15 protein-coding genes are annotated in these 17,160 nt (G+C 62.3%); 10 read left to right on the top strand and 5 right to left on the bottom strand.

Annotated features, from left to right (window positions below; genetic code table 11):
- Window positions 1-366: 366 nt before the first annotated feature.
- Window positions 367-825: a methylated-DNA--[protein]-cysteine S-methyltransferase gene (locus tag DA373_RS03530; protein ID WP_107850968.1), complete on the bottom strand. Its 459-nt coding sequence runs from the start codon at window positions 823-825 to the stop codon at window positions 367-369.
- Window positions 826-877: 52 nt separating this feature from the next.
- On the opposite strand from DA373_RS03530, the gene DA373_RS03525 reads away from it, so the two are divergent.
- Window positions 878-1,177: a hypothetical protein gene (locus DA373_RS03525; protein WP_107850986.1), complete on the top strand. Its 300-nt coding sequence runs from the start codon at window positions 878-880 to the stop codon at window positions 1,175-1,177.
- A 1-nt stretch (window position 1,178) separates the two neighbouring features.
- Here the strand turns inward: DA373_RS03525 and DA373_RS03520 are convergent, their stop codons facing one another.
- A complete protein-coding gene (locus tag DA373_RS03520; RefSeq protein WP_107850967.1) occupies window positions 1,179-1,490 on the bottom strand; it encodes a Nif3-like dinuclear metal center hexameric protein in 312 nt (103 codons plus the stop codon).
- A gap of 113 nt (window positions 1,491-1,603) precedes the next feature.
- Here DA373_RS03520 and DA373_RS03515 point away from each other — a divergent pair, with 113 nt between their 5' ends.
- Genes DA373_RS03515 through DA373_RS03490 form a run of 6 tightly spaced genes read left to right on the top strand, consistent with a single transcriptional unit; the run spans window position 1,604 to window position 7,428 of the window.
- A complete protein-coding gene (locus DA373_RS03515) occupies window positions 1,604-3,262 on the top strand; it encodes a chloride channel protein (protein WP_107850966.1) in 1,659 nt (552 codons plus the stop codon).
- Complete coding sequence (locus DA373_RS03510) at window positions 3,259-4,368, top strand: MlaE family ABC transporter permease (protein WP_107850965.1); 1,110 nt, start codon at window positions 3,259-3,261, stop codon at window positions 4,366-4,368. The genes DA373_RS03515 and DA373_RS03510 overlap by 4 nt, the downstream gene beginning before the upstream one ends.
- Window positions 4,365-5,144 carry an ABC transporter ATP-binding protein gene (locus tag DA373_RS03505; RefSeq protein WP_107850964.1) on the top strand — a complete coding sequence of 260 codons (780 nt, stop codon included), beginning with the start codon at window positions 4,365-4,367 and terminating at the stop codon, window positions 5,142-5,144. The genes DA373_RS03510 and DA373_RS03505 overlap by 4 nt, the downstream gene beginning before the upstream one ends.
- Before the next feature lie 3 nt (window positions 5,145-5,147).
- The gene (locus DA373_RS03500; RefSeq protein ID WP_107850963.1) at window positions 5,148-6,065 is read left to right on the top strand and encodes an MlaD family protein; all 918 of its coding nucleotides are present in this window, start codon (window positions 5,148-5,150) and stop codon (window positions 6,063-6,065) included.
- Entirely contained in the window at window positions 6,062-6,667 is a 606-nt protein-coding gene (locus DA373_RS03495) for an ABC-type transport auxiliary lipoprotein family protein (protein ID WP_107850962.1), read from the top strand. Before DA373_RS03500 ends, DA373_RS03495 begins: the two co-directional genes overlap by 4 nt.
- Entirely contained in the window at window positions 6,664-7,428 is a 765-nt protein-coding gene (locus tag DA373_RS03490; RefSeq protein ID WP_232821178.1) for a glutaminyl-peptide cyclotransferase, read from the top strand. Before DA373_RS03495 ends, DA373_RS03490 begins: the two co-directional genes overlap by 4 nt.
- Here the strand turns inward: DA373_RS03490 and DA373_RS03485 are convergent.
- Both DA373_RS03485 and uvrA read right to left on the bottom strand, forming a co-directional pair.
- Window positions 7,413-9,140: a PglL family O-oligosaccharyltransferase gene (locus tag DA373_RS03485; protein ID WP_107850961.1), complete on the bottom strand. Its 1,728-nt coding sequence runs from the start codon at window positions 9,138-9,140 to the stop codon at window positions 7,413-7,415. The two genes, DA373_RS03490 and DA373_RS03485, sit on opposite strands and share 16 nt — an antisense overlap.
- 25 nt (window positions 9,141-9,165) lie before the next feature.
- The gene (uvrA, locus tag DA373_RS03480; RefSeq protein WP_107850984.1) at window positions 9,166-11,994 is read right to left on the bottom strand and encodes an excinuclease ABC subunit UvrA; all 2,829 of its coding nucleotides are present in this window, start codon (window positions 11,992-11,994) and stop codon (window positions 9,166-9,168) included.
- A 148-nt stretch (window positions 11,995-12,142) separates the two neighbouring features.
- Between uvrA and DA373_RS03475 the strand changes: the two genes are divergently transcribed.
- The 3 genes from DA373_RS03475 to DA373_RS03465 all read left to right on the top strand — a co-directional run bounded on the left by DA373_RS03475 (window position 12,143) and on the right by DA373_RS03465 (window position 16,191).
- Window positions 12,143-13,516 (top strand): MFS transporter, encoded by a 1,374-nt coding sequence (locus tag DA373_RS03475; protein ID WP_107850960.1) that lies wholly within the window; start codon window positions 12,143-12,145, stop codon window positions 13,514-13,516.
- 14 nt (window positions 13,517-13,530) lie between these two features.
- Complete coding sequence (locus tag DA373_RS03470) at window positions 13,531-14,121, top strand: single-stranded DNA-binding protein (RefSeq protein ID WP_107850959.1); 591 nt, start codon at window positions 13,531-13,533, stop codon at window positions 14,119-14,121.
- A gap of 156 nt (window positions 14,122-14,277) precedes the next feature.
- Window positions 14,278-16,191 (top strand): EAL domain-containing protein, encoded by a 1,914-nt coding sequence (locus DA373_RS03465; RefSeq protein WP_107850958.1) that lies wholly within the window; start codon window positions 14,278-14,280, stop codon window positions 16,189-16,191.
- Here DA373_RS03465 and DA373_RS03460 read toward each other — a convergent pair.
- Entirely contained in the window at window positions 16,155-17,066 is a 912-nt protein-coding gene (locus DA373_RS03460; protein WP_198650226.1) for a pyridoxal-phosphate dependent enzyme, read from the bottom strand. The two genes, DA373_RS03465 and DA373_RS03460, sit on opposite strands and share 37 nt — an antisense overlap.
- Window positions 17,067-17,160: the final 94 nt, after the last annotated feature.

Genomic DNA, 17,160 nt, shown 5'->3' with positions numbered 1-17,160 from the left:
TCCGTGAAATGTTCCTCTTCCCGATCCATCGGGGTGTCCTGGTCGTTCCTGACCGCGCATCATCCTGATCCGCTTCACATCTTCAGTCCTGAAGGTGTCCTTGCCGCCTTCCCCGCGGTGTCCGTTTGCCATTCCTGGCAGGCCTGCCTTCCTGACCGGCCTTACTGCGTCCTAGCGGGAAAGATAATAACCCGGGACCATACTCTCTCAAGGCGGGTTTTTAAGCTGTCCTGCGTGTCAGAATGGAACAAAAAACAGCAAGTTTATGATTTTAAATCTAAAATAATCATGCTGAGCGATAAAGCCCCATGTATGAGAACGCATTGTCTGCGTTCAGCTTGAGAGATCTCGCACAGGGTGCCGGGGTTAATGTCGGCCAGAGGCCTCATGGGCCAGCAACCACCGCTTGCGCTCCAGCCCGCCGGCGTAGCCGGTCAGGCGGCCATCGGCACCAATCACCCGGTGGCAGGGAATGATGATGGCGATGGGATTACGGCCGTTGGCGGCGCCCACTGCACGCACCGCATTCGGATTGCCGATGGCGGTGGCGATATCGCCATAATTGCATCGTTCGCCCCAGGGAATCTGTTGCAGGGCCTGCCATACTTGTAGCTGAAAGGGGGTTCCCCGTGGGGCCAGGGGGAGACTGAAGCCGTGCAGTCTGCCTGCGAAATAGGCATCGAGCTGACGGCAGGCCTCCCGCAGCAGGGGCGAGGCCGGCGCCAGGGCTGGCGTGGTATCGGGCGCAAAACCCAGGCCGGTGATGGTGTTGTCGGTTGCCTCAAGGCGCAGGGGGCCGCAGGGGCTGGGCTGAATACAATGCATGGGGCGGTCGGGGGTAATGGGCTATGGTGGTTAGTATATGGTGGCCGAGGGAATGGATCAGAAAGAATATGTGATTTTTGCCGAGCTGGATGCACACTGCTTTGAACACATAGTGACGGCGCTGCAGCGGCGTTTTGATCACTTGCAGTACGGCCGTCAGGGAGATGACTGGATTTGGGTGGAATGCTGCCACGGCCGGGAACGGCTGGAGATAGACTCCTTTTATTCCCCCTGGCTTGAGCTGAAAGGGCGGCGGCGGAATTATGGCCTGGCTCAGGAGATACTGGCCTGCCTGCCGCCAGCCTGTATTCGCTGTGTGCCGCAGCCGCCCAGAGTGGACTTGACCCGCTGATTCAGATCCCGGCCAGAGGCCAGACGTCGTAGGCAGGCTCTTCGTAGGGGTGGGCATCTCGCAGGGCAGCAACGGCTTCACGGATCAGGTGATCCTCGCACACCAGCTCGATACGCAGTTCATCCACCCGCTCCAGCACGCCGGCGTCACCGATAAAGGGACTGGCGCCGGCCAGCGGCCTGAATTGTCCCCGGCCCTGAGTTTCAAAGCAGCATTGCTCATAGTCGCCGATTTTTCCGGCGCCGGTGGAGAACACCGCTTGCTTTACGGTTTCGGCATGGGTCTCGGGCACAAAAAATACCAGCTTGTACATAATACCTCCCGCTAAAAGTCTGTGAAATATAACATAAATACTTGCTGTAAAAGTGGTTTGTACCGCAGCTGAAGGGGATAATGAAAAATCACTGATGTGTTCGGAGCCTGTCTATGAAGCAGACGGACAACCTGCTCCAGCGCCTGTTTTCACGCCGCCCCGGCAGCCTGCTGCCACTGGTGCTGCTGGGCGTGCTGACAGGCGTTGCCGCCAGCCTGGTGATGACGAGTTTTCTGTTTTTGCTTAACGCCATGCTGGGCGGATTGAACGGAAAAAACCTCGAAGACTTTGAATCGCTGGCCTGGTACTGGCAGCTGGGATTGCCCCTGGCCGGCAGTCTGCTGCTGATCCTGCTTTACCGGCTGACGCCGCCGGCGAGCCAGTCGGTGGGGCTGGCCTATGTGCTGGAGCGGCTTCAGTTTGGCCAGGGCAGGATACCGGCAGCCACCATCGGCTTTCAGTTTGTGGCGGCGCTGATCGCCCTGGGCTCGGGGCACAGTGTGGGGCGTGAAGGGCCCACTGTGCATCTGGGGGCGGGCATTGCCAGCCAGATTGGCCAGCTCAGCGGGCGACCGCCCAGCCAGCTGCGGCTGTTGCTGGGCTGCGGCACGGCGGCGGCGATTTCGGCGGCCTTTAACACGCCCCTGGCGGGGGTGCTGTTCGCCATGGAAGTGGTGCTGATGGAGTACAGCCTGCTGGGCTTTGCCCCCATTATCGCCGCCGCCATTACCGCTTCGGCCCTCAGCGCTGCCCTGCTGGGTGAGCATGCGGTGCTGGCACCGGTCAGTCTGTCGCTGGCGTCCTATCAGGACATTCCCGGCCTGTTGCTGACCGGCCTGGCCATAGGCCTGCTGGCGGCGCTGTTTCAGCGGCTGGTGCTGGTATTTGTGCGGTTGCCGGTCAGAGACCGTGCCCTGCGGCTGCTGCTGGCCGGGGCGCTTACCGGCGTGCTGGCGCTGGGGGTGCCGCAGATCCTTGGTTCCGGTTACGACACCATCAACATGACCCTGCGAGAGGAACTGCCCTGGCTGCTGCTGCTGGGCATACTGGGGGCCAAACTGCTGGCCACGGCAGCGGCCATTGGTCTGGGTGTGCCCGGTGGCCAGATTGCGCCGACCCTGATGCTGGGGGTGTGTGCCGGTGGTGTGGCCGGTGCGCTCATTCCCGGCACGTCCGATCCGGCCCTGTATGCCCTGCTGGGCATGGCGGCCATGATGAGCGCCGTGCTGCATGCGCCGCTGGCGGCCATTGCCACCGTGCTGGAACTGTCCCTCAGCGCCGAGGCCATGCTGCCGGCCATGGTGGTGGTGCTGGGGGCCAACCTCTTGTGTCAGCACGGTTTTCATCTGCCTTCACTGGTGATTACTCAGCTGCGCGTGCGTGGTCAGGAGTTGCAGACCCATCCATTGCAGACAGCTCTGGCTCAGCGTTATTTGTCGGAGCTGGCTGATATGAGTCTGGTGGAGTGGAATGGCGAGGGAGCCTTGCCGCGCACCGACGCCTCTGCGCTGATAGTGAGACGAGATAAGGAATATTACCTGCTCAAACCGGCCCAGCTTGAGGATGAAGTGGCCCCGGAAGCACTCGAAGCCTTGCTGACGCCCGCCCGCCGCCTGCAGCTGCTGGAACGGGACATGTCGCTGCTGCAGGCGCTGCGTACCCTGCAGGGTGAGGCCGGAGCCGGCTTTTTGGTGCCGGTGCGCCGGGGGCGTGGGCTGGTGACCCGGGGCCGGCTGGTGCGCATGCTCACCGAAGAAGGAGGCCTGTATTGAGTGATAATGAACCTGGCTGGCGTCTGCATGAAGGCCGGCTGCTTCTTTATGGCGACTGGACCCTGGCTCATTACGCGCGCTTGCATGCCGGCATCGCGTCCCTGATGGTGCCAGAGATCCGTTCGCTGGATGGCAGTCAGCTCAACCGGCTCGACACTGCCGGTGCCGGCCTGCTGTGGCAGCGCCTGGGTGAGCAATTGCTGGTGCTGCTGAATAACGCCTCCGGACTGGGTGACGGCCAGCTGGCGTTGTTGCTGGCGGTGGCCGAAGGCATGAATGGACGAGAATCTTCCTCCAGCCTCAAGGCACACTGGAGTGACGGCCTGGCCCGGCTGGGTGAATACGTGCTCTCGGCCTGGCTGCAGGGCCGCATGCTGCTCGGCTTTACCGGCCTGACCCTGAGCACCGGCCTGAGCCTGTTGTTTCATCCCCGGCAATGGCGTATTACCGCTCTGGTGGTGCAAATGCACCAGTGTGGCCTGAATGCCGTGCCCATTGTGGCCCTGCTCACCTTTCTGGTGGGCGCTGTGGTGGCCTTTCTCGGTGCTACCGTGCTGGCCAATTTCGGCGCCACCATTTATACGGTGGATCTGGTGGCCTACAGCTTTCTACGCGAATTCGGGGTGCTGCTGACCGCCATTCTGCTGGCCGGGCGCACCGCCAGCGCCTTTACCGCCCAGCTGGGCTCGATGAAAGTCAATCAGGAGCTGGATGCCCTACGCGCCCAGGGGCTGGATCCCATTGCCCTGCTGGTACTGCCCCGCGTACTGGCGCTGTTGCTGACCCTGCCGCTGCTGACCTTTATCGCCATGCTCAGCGGCCTGCTGGGCGGGGCCGTGGTGGGCCTGCTGTCGCTGGACATATCGCCGGCGCAATATCTGGCCATTGTGCAGGAGGTACCGGTGCGCCACCTCTTGATAGGGCTGGGCAAGGCGCCGCTGTTTGCGCTGCTGATTGCACTGATCGGCTGTCTGGAAGGCTTCAAGGTCTCGGGCAGCGCCCGGTCGGTGGGAGAGCACACCACTTCCAGCGTGGTGCAGTCGATCTTTGTGGTGATCCTGCTTGATGCCATTGCCGCCCTGTTTCTGATGGAGATGGGCTGGTGAGCGGGGCCATTATTCGAGTGCGGGGCCTGCTTAATTGCTTTGGTACCCAGGTGGTGCATCAGGATCTGGATCTCGATGTATTCGAGGGGGAGATTCTTGGGGTGGTGGGAGGATCCGGCAGTGGCAAGTCGGTGCTGCTGCGCTCCATCATCGGCCTGCACCGGCCTGATGCCGGCGAGGTGCGGCTGTGGCAGCAGGATCTGCTGACCCTGCCGGCGGCACAACGCAGCCGGCTTGAGCGGCGTATGGGGGTGCTGTTTCAGAGCGGGGCCCTGTTTTCCTCCCTGACGGTGCTGGAAAACATTGCCCTGCCGCTGAAGGAGCATGCCGGCCTGAACGGAACGCAGGCCGCTGAGCTGGCCGAGATCAAGCTGGCGCTGGCGGGGCTGCCGGCGGTGGCGGGTGAACGTTACCCGTCGAACCTTTCCGGTGGCATGGTCAAACGGGCAGCCCTGGCCCGGGCATTGGCGCTGGATCCGCAGATCCTGTTTCTGGACGAGCCCACCGCCGGGCTGGATCCGGTGTCGGCATCGGCCTTTGATCGCCTGCTGCTGACCCTGCGCAAGGCTCTTGGGCTGACGGTGGTGCTGGTCACTCACGATCTGGATACCCTGTATGCCTGCTGTGACAGAGTGGCGGTGCTGGGGCAAAAGCGGGTACAGGCAGTGGGCACACTCGATGAAGTGGCGGCTACCGACGATGCCTGGGTTCGGGATTATTTTCACGGTCCGCGGGGCAGGGCGGCCCGGCACGCTGCGCAAGGCAACAAGGAGTAAGACATGGAAACCCGGGCTCATCATGTGCTGATTGGCTTCTTTACCCTGCTGGTGGCGGCCGCCGCCCTGGGTTTTGCGCTCTGGCTGGCGAAGGCCGGCGACGACCGCGAGCTGCGCCGCTACGATATTGTGTTCAGCGAGCCGGTATCCGGACTGTCGGTGGGCAGCGCGGTGCAATACAGCGGCATTCGGGTGGGCGAGGTGGAAAGCCTGACCCTGAATCCGCAGGATCCTCGCCAGGTACGGGCTCGGGTACGCATTGCCGCCGATGCTCCGGTCAAAGCCGACACTCAGGCCCGGCTGGCGCTGGCCAACATTACCGGGGCCGCCAATATTGCCCTCAGCCACGGTTCTCCCGGCAGTGCGCTGCTGGCTGACGGCAGCGATAACATTCCGGTGATTCGGGCCGAGCCCTCGCCGCTCAGCCGGCTGCGGGGCAGCAGTGAGGAGCTGATGGTGAGCCTGAATTCCCTGCTCGACAATGCCAACCGTGTACTGACCCCGCAAAATGCGGCTCATGTGGGCCATATTCTGGCCAGTCTCGATACGGTCACTGCCGCGCTGGCTCAGCAGCAGGGAAACCTGAGTGACGGTGTGGCGTCACTGAATACGGCCGCCGCCCGGCTCGATGCCATGCTGGTCCGGCTGGATCGGCAGCTGGCAAGGCATGGCGAGCCACTGCTGGCCGATGCCGCCGCCACCGCTGCCAGCCTGCGGCAGCTAACCCGGCGCTTGGATCGTCTGCTGGTGCAACAGCAGCCGGCACTGGAGGCCGGCGTTCAGGGGCTGGCCGGTCTGGAGCCGGCGCTGCGGGAGTTGCGCCGTACCCTGAGATCCCTGGGTGATATTGCCCGGCAACTGGAGCAGGATCCCGCCGGCACCTTGCTGGAGCGTGATGCGATGGAGGAATTCAAGCCGTGAACAGAGGTCTGTTGGTGTTGATGTGGTTACTGGGGGGGGCGGGCTGCTCGGTACTGCCGCCGGCCGAGCCGGTTAGCCTCTATCGCCTGCCCCCGGCGACCCTGGCAGGCGGTGACAATGAGGTTCTGCTCAACGGGCTGCGTCTGGCCCGCCCTCAGGCGACCGGTGTGCTGAACGGCAACCGCTTGCTGGTGTTGACCGGGCAACAGTCCTATCAGGCCTATGGCGGTGTTCGCTGGGCTGCGCCGTTGCCGGTGCTGTGGCAGGACTGGCTGCTGGACGCCCTGTGGCAGAACGGGCACCAGGGTGGCCTGAGCCGTGAAGAGGAAGGGATTGCGGCTGAGTGGGAGCTGAGCGGCACCCTGCGGGCCTTTGAAGTGGACCTTGGTGCAGGCCGGCAGCAGGCGGTGATCCGCTTTGATGCCCAGCTGTTGCGCACCAGTGACCGTCATCTGGTGGCCAGCCGGCGCTTTGAGCAGCGTGAGCCTGTTGAAAACCTGAATGCCGATACCGTGGTGATGGCGATGGGCCGGGCTGCCGACCGGCTGGTGCTGGCGCTGAGTCAGTGGTTGCTGGACTCGGGCAGGGGTGAGGTAAAGTGAATCTGAAAAGCGGGTGCTTGTGGGGGTTGCTCTGGCTGAGTGCCCAGGCTCTGGCGGTAGAGCGGATGACGGTACAGGTGCTGGAGGCCTTGCCCCATGACATTAACGCCTTTACTCAGGGTCTGGAGTGGCACGATGGCCGGCTGTTCGAGAGTACCGGTCTTTATGGCCAGTCCAGTCTGCGCCGGCTCGGTCACGACACCGCTGCGCCGGAACGTATGATCACATTGTCAGACAGCCTGTTTGGCGAAGGGCTGGCGAGGGTGGGGAAGCGGCTGGTACAGCTGACCTGGCGGGAAGGTGTGGCGCTGGTATGGCGGTTGCCGGAGTTGCAACTGAGCAGGGCGTTTTCCTATCAGGGGGAAGGCTGGGGCCTGTGTTTTGACGGTGACAGTCTGTGGATGAGTGATGGCAGCACGGCCCTGCAGCAGCGCAGCCCGAAAGACTTCGCCTTGCAACAGCGGCTGGAAGTTCACCTCGGCGGTTATCCTCAGGGCAGACTAAACGATCTGGCCTGTGTGGGTGAACATATCTACGCCAATGTCTGGAAAGAAGCGCATATATTGCGTATCAACAAACACAGCGGAGAAGTGGACGGGGTCATCGACGCCTCGCCGCTGTTGCCGCTGAGTGGCCGGGTCCGGCACCGGGAAGCGGTACTTAACGGCATTGCTCACAATGAGAACACCGGTGAGTTTTACCTCACCGGCAAATGGTGGCCCCGGCTGTTCCGGGTGCGCTTTGTTCAGGCGCCCGGCTGAGCACCGGCCGAGCGCCTGCTGTCGACCGAGAGCATGGCCTGGCTCATGGTATCTTCGCTCAGTTGTTCCGCACCGGGATAGTAGGTGCGGGCCTGTTGCAGTAAACGTTGCGCTTCTTCGGGCCGGTCCAGCTGCTGCAGTGCCAGCACCATATTGTGGTAGATACTGATGCGGGGAGTATGGCGCACGAACTCCCGGCCCCAGTCCAGATAGGTCTGCAACGCGTCGCTGTCCTGCTGCGCCGTAGCGATGGCCAGCTGCAGCGACATGGAGTTGAATTCCAGCCGGGTCAGCCAGGCCATGGGGTTGCTGGCCTCCAGCAGCAGGGCCGGATCCTTGCCGCCACTTCGTTCATACTGGGTGATCACCTTTGCCGTCTGCAAACCGGTGGCCATAAAGGGCACCACCAGTGCCGGGATCAGCAGGGCGGTAAAGCGGGCCAGCAGCCGGTGGCCATAGGCCGCTTCCCGGGGGGATTGCAGTCGCTGATCGATCCAGTACAGCAGCACCAGCAGCGTCACCCAGTGGGCCAGGGAATGATAGAAGGGATATTCGGTCTGGCTGTGCAGGGCGATGGGCCACACCAGCGCCGCCAGCGCCAGCGCCTGGCGCCAGGGGACCCGGCACAGCAGCCTCACAAAGGCCAGCGCGATGCCTGCTATGGCCAATACCGGCAGCAGGCCCCCTTCCACCCCCCAGAACAGCAGCTCGTTATGGGGATGATCCAGATTGGGCTCCATGGGCGGCAGGCCGGCCTGGGTCTCTCTCTGGCTGGCGTAAAATTCCATAAACTGCCGTTCAAAGTCGCCGTAGCCGGTGCCGGTCCAGGGATGCTGGCCGATAAGCGCCAGGCTTTGCTGCCAGTAGTATTTGCGCATACCCGCATCGTTATAGACTTCAGCGCCCCGCTGCACGCCTTCCACCCACGCCATGGATACCAGCGCCAGCGTCATGCCCAGCGTCACCAGTCCAAGCAAGACAAAGGTATGACGCCGGCTGTGCTGCCAGCTCAGCGGCAGCAACAACAGCACGCCCACCAGGCCGCCCAGCTGCCCCACCCGGGATTGCAGCACCACCAGCAACAGCGGTGTGGCCACCAGCACGGCTCCCAGCCAGACCCGGCGAATAACGGGTACAGGGCGTTTGTCTTCCAGCCACAAATACCAGGCCAGCATCAGTCCGGTGGCCATAAAACTGGCCATCACATTGGGCTGCTGAAAAATACCGTAGGGCCGGTTGGTTTTGGTGTTGTAACCAATGGGATTGCCGGGCTCCAGCAGGTAGTACTGCACCAGCCCCAGCAAGGCTTCAAGGCTGACCGCCGCCAGCAGCAGGTAGAGCAGACGCCAGCGGCCGTGCTCGTCAAAGCGGCACTGCAGCAGGGCAAACCAGAACAGCAGGCCACCAGCCAGTCCGGCCAGCCGGGGCAGGGCCCGATCCGCAAATTCTGCGCCGGGGTAGAGCAGGGGTACCATCAGCAGGGCAAAGGCCAGCCAGCACCCCAGGTGAAAGCGACTGTATACCACGGCCCGGTTAAGAGTCAGCTGCCACAACCCCAGGCCGATCATCAGTGACACCAGGATCCAGCCGGTCATGTTGAAGGGCAGATACAGGCCGGAGCCGCCGGGGTTGTGCATAAAAAAATGCATGCCCCCCAGGGCCCAGGCGGCAAAACACCAGAACCACAGGTAAGGCAGTGTAACTCGGGTCATTCCCTGACTCCTTTATTGGTTGTTATCAGCGCCCATTGAGCATGGGCCGTAAAAAACGGGCGGTGTGAGAGGCTTGGTGCTCGGCCACTGTTTCGGGGGTGCCGGTGACCAGGATTTGGCCGCCGCCGCTGCCCCCTTCCGGGCCCAGATCCACGATCCAGTCGGCGGTTTTGATCACGTCCAGGTTGTGCTCGATGATCACCACCGTATTACCGTGATCCCGCAGCCGGTGCAGCACCGTCAGCAGCAGCTGAATATCATGAAAATGCAGGCCGGTGGTGGGTTCGTCGAGAATATACAGGGTCTGGCCGGTGTCCCGCTTCGACAGCTCCCGGGCCAGCTTGACCCGTTGGGCCTCGCCGCCGGACAGGGTGGTGGCGGACTGGCCCAGACGAATATAGGACAGGCCCACATCCATCAGAGTCTGCAGCTTGCGGGCGATGGCCGGCACCGGGGCGAAGAAGTCACAGGCTTCTTCCACCGTCATTTCCAGCACCTGGTGAATGCTTTTGCCCTTGTACTGAATCTCCAGGGTTTCCCGGTTGTAGCGCTTGCCCTTGCACACGTCGCAGGGCACATAGACGTCGGGCAGAAAGTGCATTTCCACCTTGATCACGCCGTCGCCCTGGCAGGCCTCGCAGCGGCCGCCCTTGACGTTAAAGGAGAAGCGGCCGGGCTTGTAGCCCCGGGAGCGGGCCTCCTGAGTGCCGGAAAACAGCTCGCGAATGGGGGTGAAAATGCCGGTATAGGTGGCCGGATTGGAGCGGGGGGTGCGGCCGATGGGGCTCTGATCGATGTCCACTACCTTGTCCAGCCTGTCGAGGCCGTGAATGGCGGTGTAGGGCGCCGGCTGGCTGACCGTGGCCTTGTTCAGCTCCCGGTGCGCCAGGGGAAACAGGGTGTCGTTGATCAGGGTCGACTTGCCCGAGCCGGACACGCCGGTAACACAGGTCATCAGCCCCAGGGGCAGTGCCAGATCCACCTGTTTGAGGTTGTTGCCGCTGGCTCCTTCCAGTGTCAGCCAGTGCTCGCCCACCGGCGTGCGCTGTGCGGGTATGGCAATGGCTTCACGGCCCGACAGATAGGCACCGGTAAGCGAATCCGGGTTAGCCATGACTTCTTCCGGCGTGCCTTGCGCCACAATCTGGCCGCCGTGCACGCCGGCGCCGGGGCCGATGTCGAGCACATGATCGGCGGCGCGAATGGCGTCTTCGTCGTGCTCCACCACGATTACCGTATTGCCCAGATCCCGCAGGTGGGTGAGGGTGCTCAGCAGCCGTTCGTTGTCGCGCTGGTGCAGGCCGATGCTGGGCTCATCGAGCACATACATGACCCCCACCAGGCCGGCGCCGATCTGGCTGGCCAGGCGAATGCGCTGGGCCTCGCCCCCGGACAGGGTTTCGGCGCTGCGGGACAGGGTCAGGTAGTTAAGCCCCACGTTAACCAGAAAGCCCAGCCGTTCGGTGATCTCCTTGAGGATCTTGTCGGCGATCTGCGCCTTCTGCCCGGGCAGGCTGAGCCCGGTAAAAAAGGCGTGAGCCTCGCCGATGGCCATGTCCGACACTCTGGGCAGGTTGTGATCCGCCACAAACACATGGCGGGCGGCTTCCTTCAGCCGGGTGCCGCCGCAGCCGGGGCAGGCCCGGTTGCTCTGGTACTTGGCCAGCTCTTCCCGTACTGAGTTGGACTCGGTTTCCCGGTAGCGGCGCTCCATATTGTGCACTATGCCCTCAAAGGGATGCTTGCGCACCAGCACATCGCCGCGGTCGTTCATATAGCGGAATTCAATGCTGGTGCGGCCCGAGCCGTACAGCACCGCTTTCTGAACGGGGGTCGACAGGCTTTCAAAGGGGGCTTCCAGATCGAAGTCGTAGTGGTCCGCCAGGGACTTGAGCATCTGATAGTAGTAATAGCTGCGCTTGTCCCAGCCGCGAATGGCGCCACCGGCCAGGCTCAGTTCCGGGTTGGACACCACCTTGTCGGGATCGACGATCTGCTGGGCCCCCAGGCCATCGCACTGCTCGCAGGCGCCTGCCGGGTTGTTGAAGGAGAAGATGCGCGGCTCCAGCTCGGCAATGGAATGGCCGCATTCGGGGCAGGCGAAATTGGCGGAAAACACCAGCGGCTCGTCCTGCTCGTCGTCCATGCTCACCACGGACGCGATGCCGCCGGACAGCTCCAGCGCCGCCTCAAAGGACTCGGCCAGCCGCAACTGCAGATCGGCGCGCACCTTGAACCTGTCCACCACCACCTCGATGGTGTGCTTTTTCTGCAGCTCCAGCGCCGGCGGATCCGACAGATCACACACTTCGCCGTCGATGCGGGCGCGAATAAAGCCCTGGGCCGACAGGTTGTCGAGCAGCTTGCTGTGTTCGCCCTTGCGGTTGCGGATCACAGGGGCCAGCAGCATCAGCCGTTTGCCTTCGGGCTGTTCCAGCACCTTGTCCACCATCTGGCTGATGGTCTGGGCCGCCAGTGGCAGACCATGAGTGGGGCAGCGGGGCTCGCCCACCCGGGCAAACAGCAGACGCAGATAGTCGTGAATTTCGGTAATGGTGCCCACGGTGGAGCGCGGGTTGTGTGAAGTGGATTTCTGCTCGATGGAGATGGCCGGTGACAGCCCTTCAATATGATCGACATCGGGCTTTTCCATCAGGGAAAGAAACTGACGGGCGTAGGCAGACAGCGACTCCACATAGCGGCGCTGACCTTCGGCATAGAGGGTGTCAAAGGCCAGGGACGACTTGCCCGAGCCGGACAGGCCGGTGATCACGATCAGTTTGTCCCGGGGCAGTTCCAGGCTGATGTTTTTCAGGTTGTGGGTGCGTGCTCCGCGAACGTCGATTTTATCCATCTGCAGCTTGACCAAGTCTTTAACCAGACCGGCTAGTATGGCACCGGATGCATGGCCATCCAAGGGCGCATTAAGGGGATTAATCTTGACCGGCGCTCCGTGTTAAACTGCCGCTCTTTTGTGAACAATAACAGCGGAACCATCTCTCATGAGCGATCAGCAAGGCTTCAGCCCGCAGGAGCGGCGGGCGTCCTTTACTCTGGCCAGTATCTTTGGCATGCGCATGCTGGGCCTGTTCATGATCATGCCGGTCTTCGCCCTGTACGGTAGCAGCCTGGAAGGCTTCTCACCCCTGTGGGTGGGCATTGCCATCGGCGCCTATGGCCTGACCCAGGCGATATTGCAGATCCCCGCCGGCTGGCTGTCGGATCGCATTGGCCGCAAACCGGTGATTTACGCCGGCCTGGCGCTGTTTGCCGCCGGCTCTGTGGTGGCGGCCCTGTCCGAGTCGGTGTACGGCGTGGTGATTGGCCGGGTGCTGCAGGGCAGCGGCGCCATTGCCGGGGCCATACTGGCGCTGGCCGCCGACATCACCCGGGAAGAGAACCGTACCAAGGCCATGGCCATTATCGGCGTGTGCATCGGCATTTCCTTTGCCGCCGCCATGGTTGCCGGTCCGGTGCTGGCGGCGCTGTTCGGGTTGTCCGGGGTGTTCTGGGCCACGGCGCTGCTGGCGTTGGTGGGTATCGTCATGGTGCGTTTTATGCTGCCGGACTCGGTGAGCAAGGGCCAGATCCGGGACGTGACCGCCGCCCCCGAGCTGTTTGGCCGCCTGCTCAGGGACAAGCAGCTGCTGCGCCTCGACTTTGGCATCATGCTGCTGCATATGACCCTGACGGCCGTGTTTGTAGCCTTTCCGTTGTCGCTGAAAGAGGCCGGCCTGGTAGCGGAGCACCACTGGTGGTTGTATCTGCCGGCGCTGATACTGTCGTTCGTGTTGATCATTCCCTTTCTGATCCTCGGCGCCCGGCGCAATATGAACAAGGTGCTGTTTCAGGCCTCCATTCTGGTGATGATGGTGGCGCTGGTGCTGATGGCGCTGGGCCAGGGCCAGCTGTGGCTGCTGGCGGTGGCCATGGTGCTGTATTTTACCGCCTTTAACTTTATGGAAGCCTCGTTGCCGGCGTTCCTGTCGATGCTGGCGCCGGCCGGCGGCAAGGGCACTGCCATGGGCATTTATTCCACCAGTCAGTTTTTCGGTGCCTTTCTCGGCGGCGTGCTGGGCGGCGGCCTGTTCCAGCTGCTGGGGGGGGCCGGTGTCTTTATCCTGGTCGCCCTGACCATGGTGTTCTGGTTCTGGCTGTCGACCGGCATGGCCAATGTCAGCAGGGTGCGGTCTCATATTCTGCCCATCGGTGTTAAGATAGAGTCAGAGTCTGCCCGCAGTCAGCTGCTGCAGCGGCTGATGGCGCTGCCGGGTGTGCATGAGGCGCTGATCATTCCCGATGAAGGCGCTGCCTACCTCAAGGTAGATGGCAATATTTTTGAACTGGATCAGGCCAAACGCCTGATCAACCTGTGAGTACGGAGCAAGTTATGGCCAATAGAGGCATCAACAAAGTCATCCTGATCGGGCACCTGGGTCAGGATCCCGAAGTGCGCTATATGCCTAACGGCAATGCCGTCGCCAACATTACCCTGGCCACCAGCGAAACCTGGCGCGACAAGCAGAGCGGCGAGCAGCGTGAGCGTACCGAGTGGCACCGGGTGGTGTTTTTCGGCAAGCTGGCCGAGATCGCCGGTGAGTACCTGCGCAAGGGCTCTCAGGTGTATGTGGAAGGCCGTCTTCAGACCCGCAAGTGGCAGGACCAGGGCGGTCAGGATCGCTATACCACAGAGGTAGTGGTGGACATGGGCGGCACCATGCAGATGCTGGGCGGCCGGCCTCAGGGTGGTGGCCAGCAGGCTCAGGGCGGCTGGAGTCAGGGCCAGCAGGGTGGTGGTCAGCAACAGGGCAACTGGGGTCAGCAGCAGGGCGGCGGCCAGTATGGTCAGCAGGGCGGTCAGTCCCAGTATGGCGGCAACAAGCCACAGCAGCCTTCCCAGAGTCAGCCGCAGCAAAAGCCCCAGAGTCAGCCGGTGTACAACGAGCCGCCGATGGACTTTGATGACGATATTCCGTTCTAAGTTGGAAGTTAAAGGCCCCGTTCGGCGGGGCCTTTTGTTGTTTTGGCCGCGCGATAACACTGAGTGACACGGAAATAATATAAAGGTGAAGGCTTCACCTGAATGTAGGGAAGACAGGAGCCGCCGGCACCATGCCGGTGGCGGCAGGGACAGCAAATGAAATTCACCAATCAGTTTATTACCACCATCACCCTGTGCGTGCTGGCGGCCGTGCTGATGGTGCTGGTTGGCGCCGGAATCAGTTTTTACCAGATGGGAATAGCCTACCAGCAGCGCCAGGTCGATTCTGTGGTGCGCATGGTCGATGAGGCATGGCAACCGGATGCGGCAGCGCAGCCGGCCATCGACCGCTGGCTGCCGGCATTGCTCGATGTGAATGACATTATCGAGTTTACGGTGCGCAAGGGAGAGCGGGAGTATTATCGCTATCAGGCCACCCAGTCTCTTTCCGAGAGCGATATTTACCGGGAATACCATCGCAGCCTGAGCAGTGACGAGCAGCTCTCGGTGCAGCTGGTGCTGCGGCCGCCTTTTTACGATATCGATCATTCCCTGGCGGCGGTCTCCGGGCTGACCGGTGCCATTATGCTGGTGTTTGCCGGCCTGCTGTTCAGCCTGCGCTGGGTTCGCCGCCAGTTGCGCGGGGCCGAACTGCTCGATCAGCGCGGTCGTCTGATCCTGTCTGGCCGGCTCAGCATGTTGCAGCACCAGCCCCGTGAAGAATGGCCCCAGAGCGCCAGCCAGGCTCTGGACAAGCTGATGGCGGATCTGCGTGAGGCACGCAAGGAGCGCAGCCGGTTCGATACCTTTATTCGCGCCAATGTGTTTGTTGACCGCAAGATTGGTATCGGCAACCGGGTGTTTTTTGACAATCGTCTGGAAGCGGCCCTCAACGATTCCGCCAGCCATTCCGGCGCCCTGCTGCTGGTAGAGCTGCAGGATCTGGAGCATATCAACCAGAAGCTGGGGTTTGAGCGGGGCGACGAGCTGCTCAAGTCGGCCTCTGTCTATCTGGGCCATCTGATCCGCCGTTATCCGGGTGCCCTGCAGGCCCGCTATACCGGCAACACCTTTGCCCTGCTGTTTCCCAACCAGGTGGAAAGTGAAGCCCTCGATGCCGCCCGCCAGGTCATGAAGCTGCTGCGCCGGCTGCACTGGCCCGACGAGGTGCGTGATCCCTCCCTGTTTATCGGCGGTGTCTGTTTCCGTTTTGGCGAACAACTGCATCAGGTGGAAGAAGAGGCCGAGCTGGCCCTGCGCAGTGCCGCCCTGCAGGGTGGTGACGGTTACTTTATGTATTACAAGGGGCTGACCGAGGAGAGCAGCGGCAAGGGCACGGTGCGCTGGCGTACCCTGCTGGGACGCTTGCTGGAGCAGGATGCCGTCATGCTGGACCGGCAGGGTATTTACAGCCTGCGCGGCGGTGAGCCCGAAAGCCTGGAGCTGCTGGCGCGTATTCACGATGAGCGGGGCCGGGAGCTGGCGGCGGGTCACTTTCTGCCCATGGCGGAGAAATGTGGCCTGTTGCAGGACCTGGATCGCTGCATATTGTTGCGCTGTCTGACCCTGCTGCAGGAAAGCGATCGTCGCGCCACCCTGGCGGTCAACCTGTCGGTGGCCAGCCTGCTTAACCGGGGATTTCATCGCTGGCTGGTGTTCGAACTGATCCAATTGCCCAAGGCCCTGCTGGGTGAGCTGGTGATTGAGTTGTCGGAAGCCGGTGTCAGCCGGCATTTTCTGGAGCTGGACAAGCCGCTGCGCGCGCTCAAGGCGCTGGGGTGCCGTCTGGCGGTGGATCATGCGGGCCAGGATGTGGTCAGTACTCAATATATCAAGGATTACGACCTCGACTACCTCAAGCTGCACCCCAGTCTGGTGCGGGAAATAGACAAAAAGCCGGTCAACCAGATGGCGGTGCGCAGCCTGCTGGGAAACTGTCTGGGCAACCGTACCCGCGTGATTGCCGTGGGAGTGGAAACCGAGGCTGAGTGGGAATGCCTCGGTCAGCTGGGGGTGCACGCCGGCCAGGGCTATTACTTCTCCTGCCCCGAACGTTTTGAACTGGTATAGCTTCTGGCGCCCTGCAGGCCGCCGGTATGCAGAAAAATCAGCCGGCTGCCGGGAGCGTAATGGCCGGCCTCGATATCCCGGAACAGGCCGAGCAGGGCCTTGCCGCTGTAGATCGGCTCCAGCGGCACCGCCAGCGCCTCGCTCAAGGCCGAGATGGCCTGTCTGTCCATGTTATTGCATCTGGCATAGCCACCGCCGTGATGGTCCAGCCGCAGCTGCCAGCCCGGATCACCGGCTGCAGGTGGATGGAGGCCGGACACGGTATCGGCCAGCCAGCCTTTGCCCTTGAGTACGGCATACCCGGTAACCCGGGTGCCTGCCGGGCGGGCAGACAGCAAGCCGGCCAGGGTGCCGCCGCTGGCCACCGGCAATATCAGTTCATCGCAGGGGGGCAACTCTTGCCACAGCTCGGCCACGCCGGGCAGGGCCAGGGCGCAGCTGCCCCCTTCGGGAATGAAGTAAAAGCCGGGGTAACGGTTTGCCAGCCCGGCCAGAAAGTCGGGATCGTGACGGCGGCGGTAGCCTTGCCGGTCGATGAACTCAAGCTTCATGCCCCAGCCTTGCGCATCGGAAAGCGTGGGGTTGCCGGCATACTCGGGCTCGCCCCGCACGATGCCAATCGTCGGTAGCCCCAGCAGGTGACCGGCGGCGGCCAGGGCATGCAGGTGATTGGACCAGGCGCCGCCAAAGCTGAGCACCCCGGCGGCCTTGTCCGACAGAGCCTGGCGCAGCACATATTTCAGCTTTCGCCATTTATTGCCGGAAATGGAAGCATGTAACAGGTCATCCCGCTTGATTTGCAGGGTCAGCCCGTGTCGTTTCAGCAGAGGGTGGCAAACCGGCTGAAGAGGCGAAAGGTGATGCTGAAAGAGCAATTGCCAGTGTTGCAGTGAAGGCACGTTAAACAGAGAAAAGGAATTGTATTGATGCAAGTGTAGGGAACTTATTGATTTATTAAAACTCGTATTC

It is taken from the genome of Oceanimonas marisflavi (assembly GCF_003049725.1).
GTDB classification, from domain to species: Bacteria; Pseudomonadota; Gammaproteobacteria; order Enterobacterales; family Aeromonadaceae; genus Oceanimonas; species Oceanimonas marisflavi.
This window is presented reverse-complemented; position numbering and strand designations above follow the sequence as displayed.

Coding starts and splice junctions, on each gene's coding strand:
- DA373_RS03515 (WP_107850966.1), top strand. CDS start 1,604: ATGAAGCAGACGGACAACCTGCTCCAGCGCCTGTTTTCACGCCGCCCC.
- DA373_RS03500 (WP_107850963.1), top strand. CDS start 5,148: ATGGAAACCCGGGCTCATCATGTGCTGATTGGCTTCTTTACCCTGCTG.
- DA373_RS03485 (WP_107850961.1), bottom strand. CDS start 9,140: ATGACCCGAGTTACACTGCCTTACCTGTGGTTCTGGTGTTTTGCCGCC.
- DA373_RS03465 (WP_107850958.1), top strand. CDS start 14,278: ATGAAATTCACCAATCAGTTTATTACCACCATCACCCTGTGCGTGCTG.
- DA373_RS03470 (WP_107850959.1), top strand. CDS start 13,531: ATGGCCAATAGAGGCATCAACAAAGTCATCCTGATCGGGCACCTGGGT.
- DA373_RS03525 (WP_107850986.1), top strand. CDS start 878: ATGGATCAGAAAGAATATGTGATTTTTGCCGAGCTGGATGCACACTGC.
- uvrA (WP_107850984.1), bottom strand. CDS start 11,994: ATGGATAAAATCGACGTTCGCGGAGCACGCACCCACAACCTGAAAAAC.
- DA373_RS03530 (WP_107850968.1), bottom strand. CDS start 825: ATGCATTGTATTCAGCCCAGCCCCTGCGGCCCCCTGCGCCTTGAGGCA.
- DA373_RS03475 (WP_107850960.1), top strand. CDS start 12,143: ATGAGCGATCAGCAAGGCTTCAGCCCGCAGGAGCGGCGGGCGTCCTTT.
- DA373_RS03520 (WP_107850967.1), bottom strand. CDS start 1,490: ATGTACAAGCTGGTATTTTTTGTGCCCGAGACCCATGCCGAAACCGTA.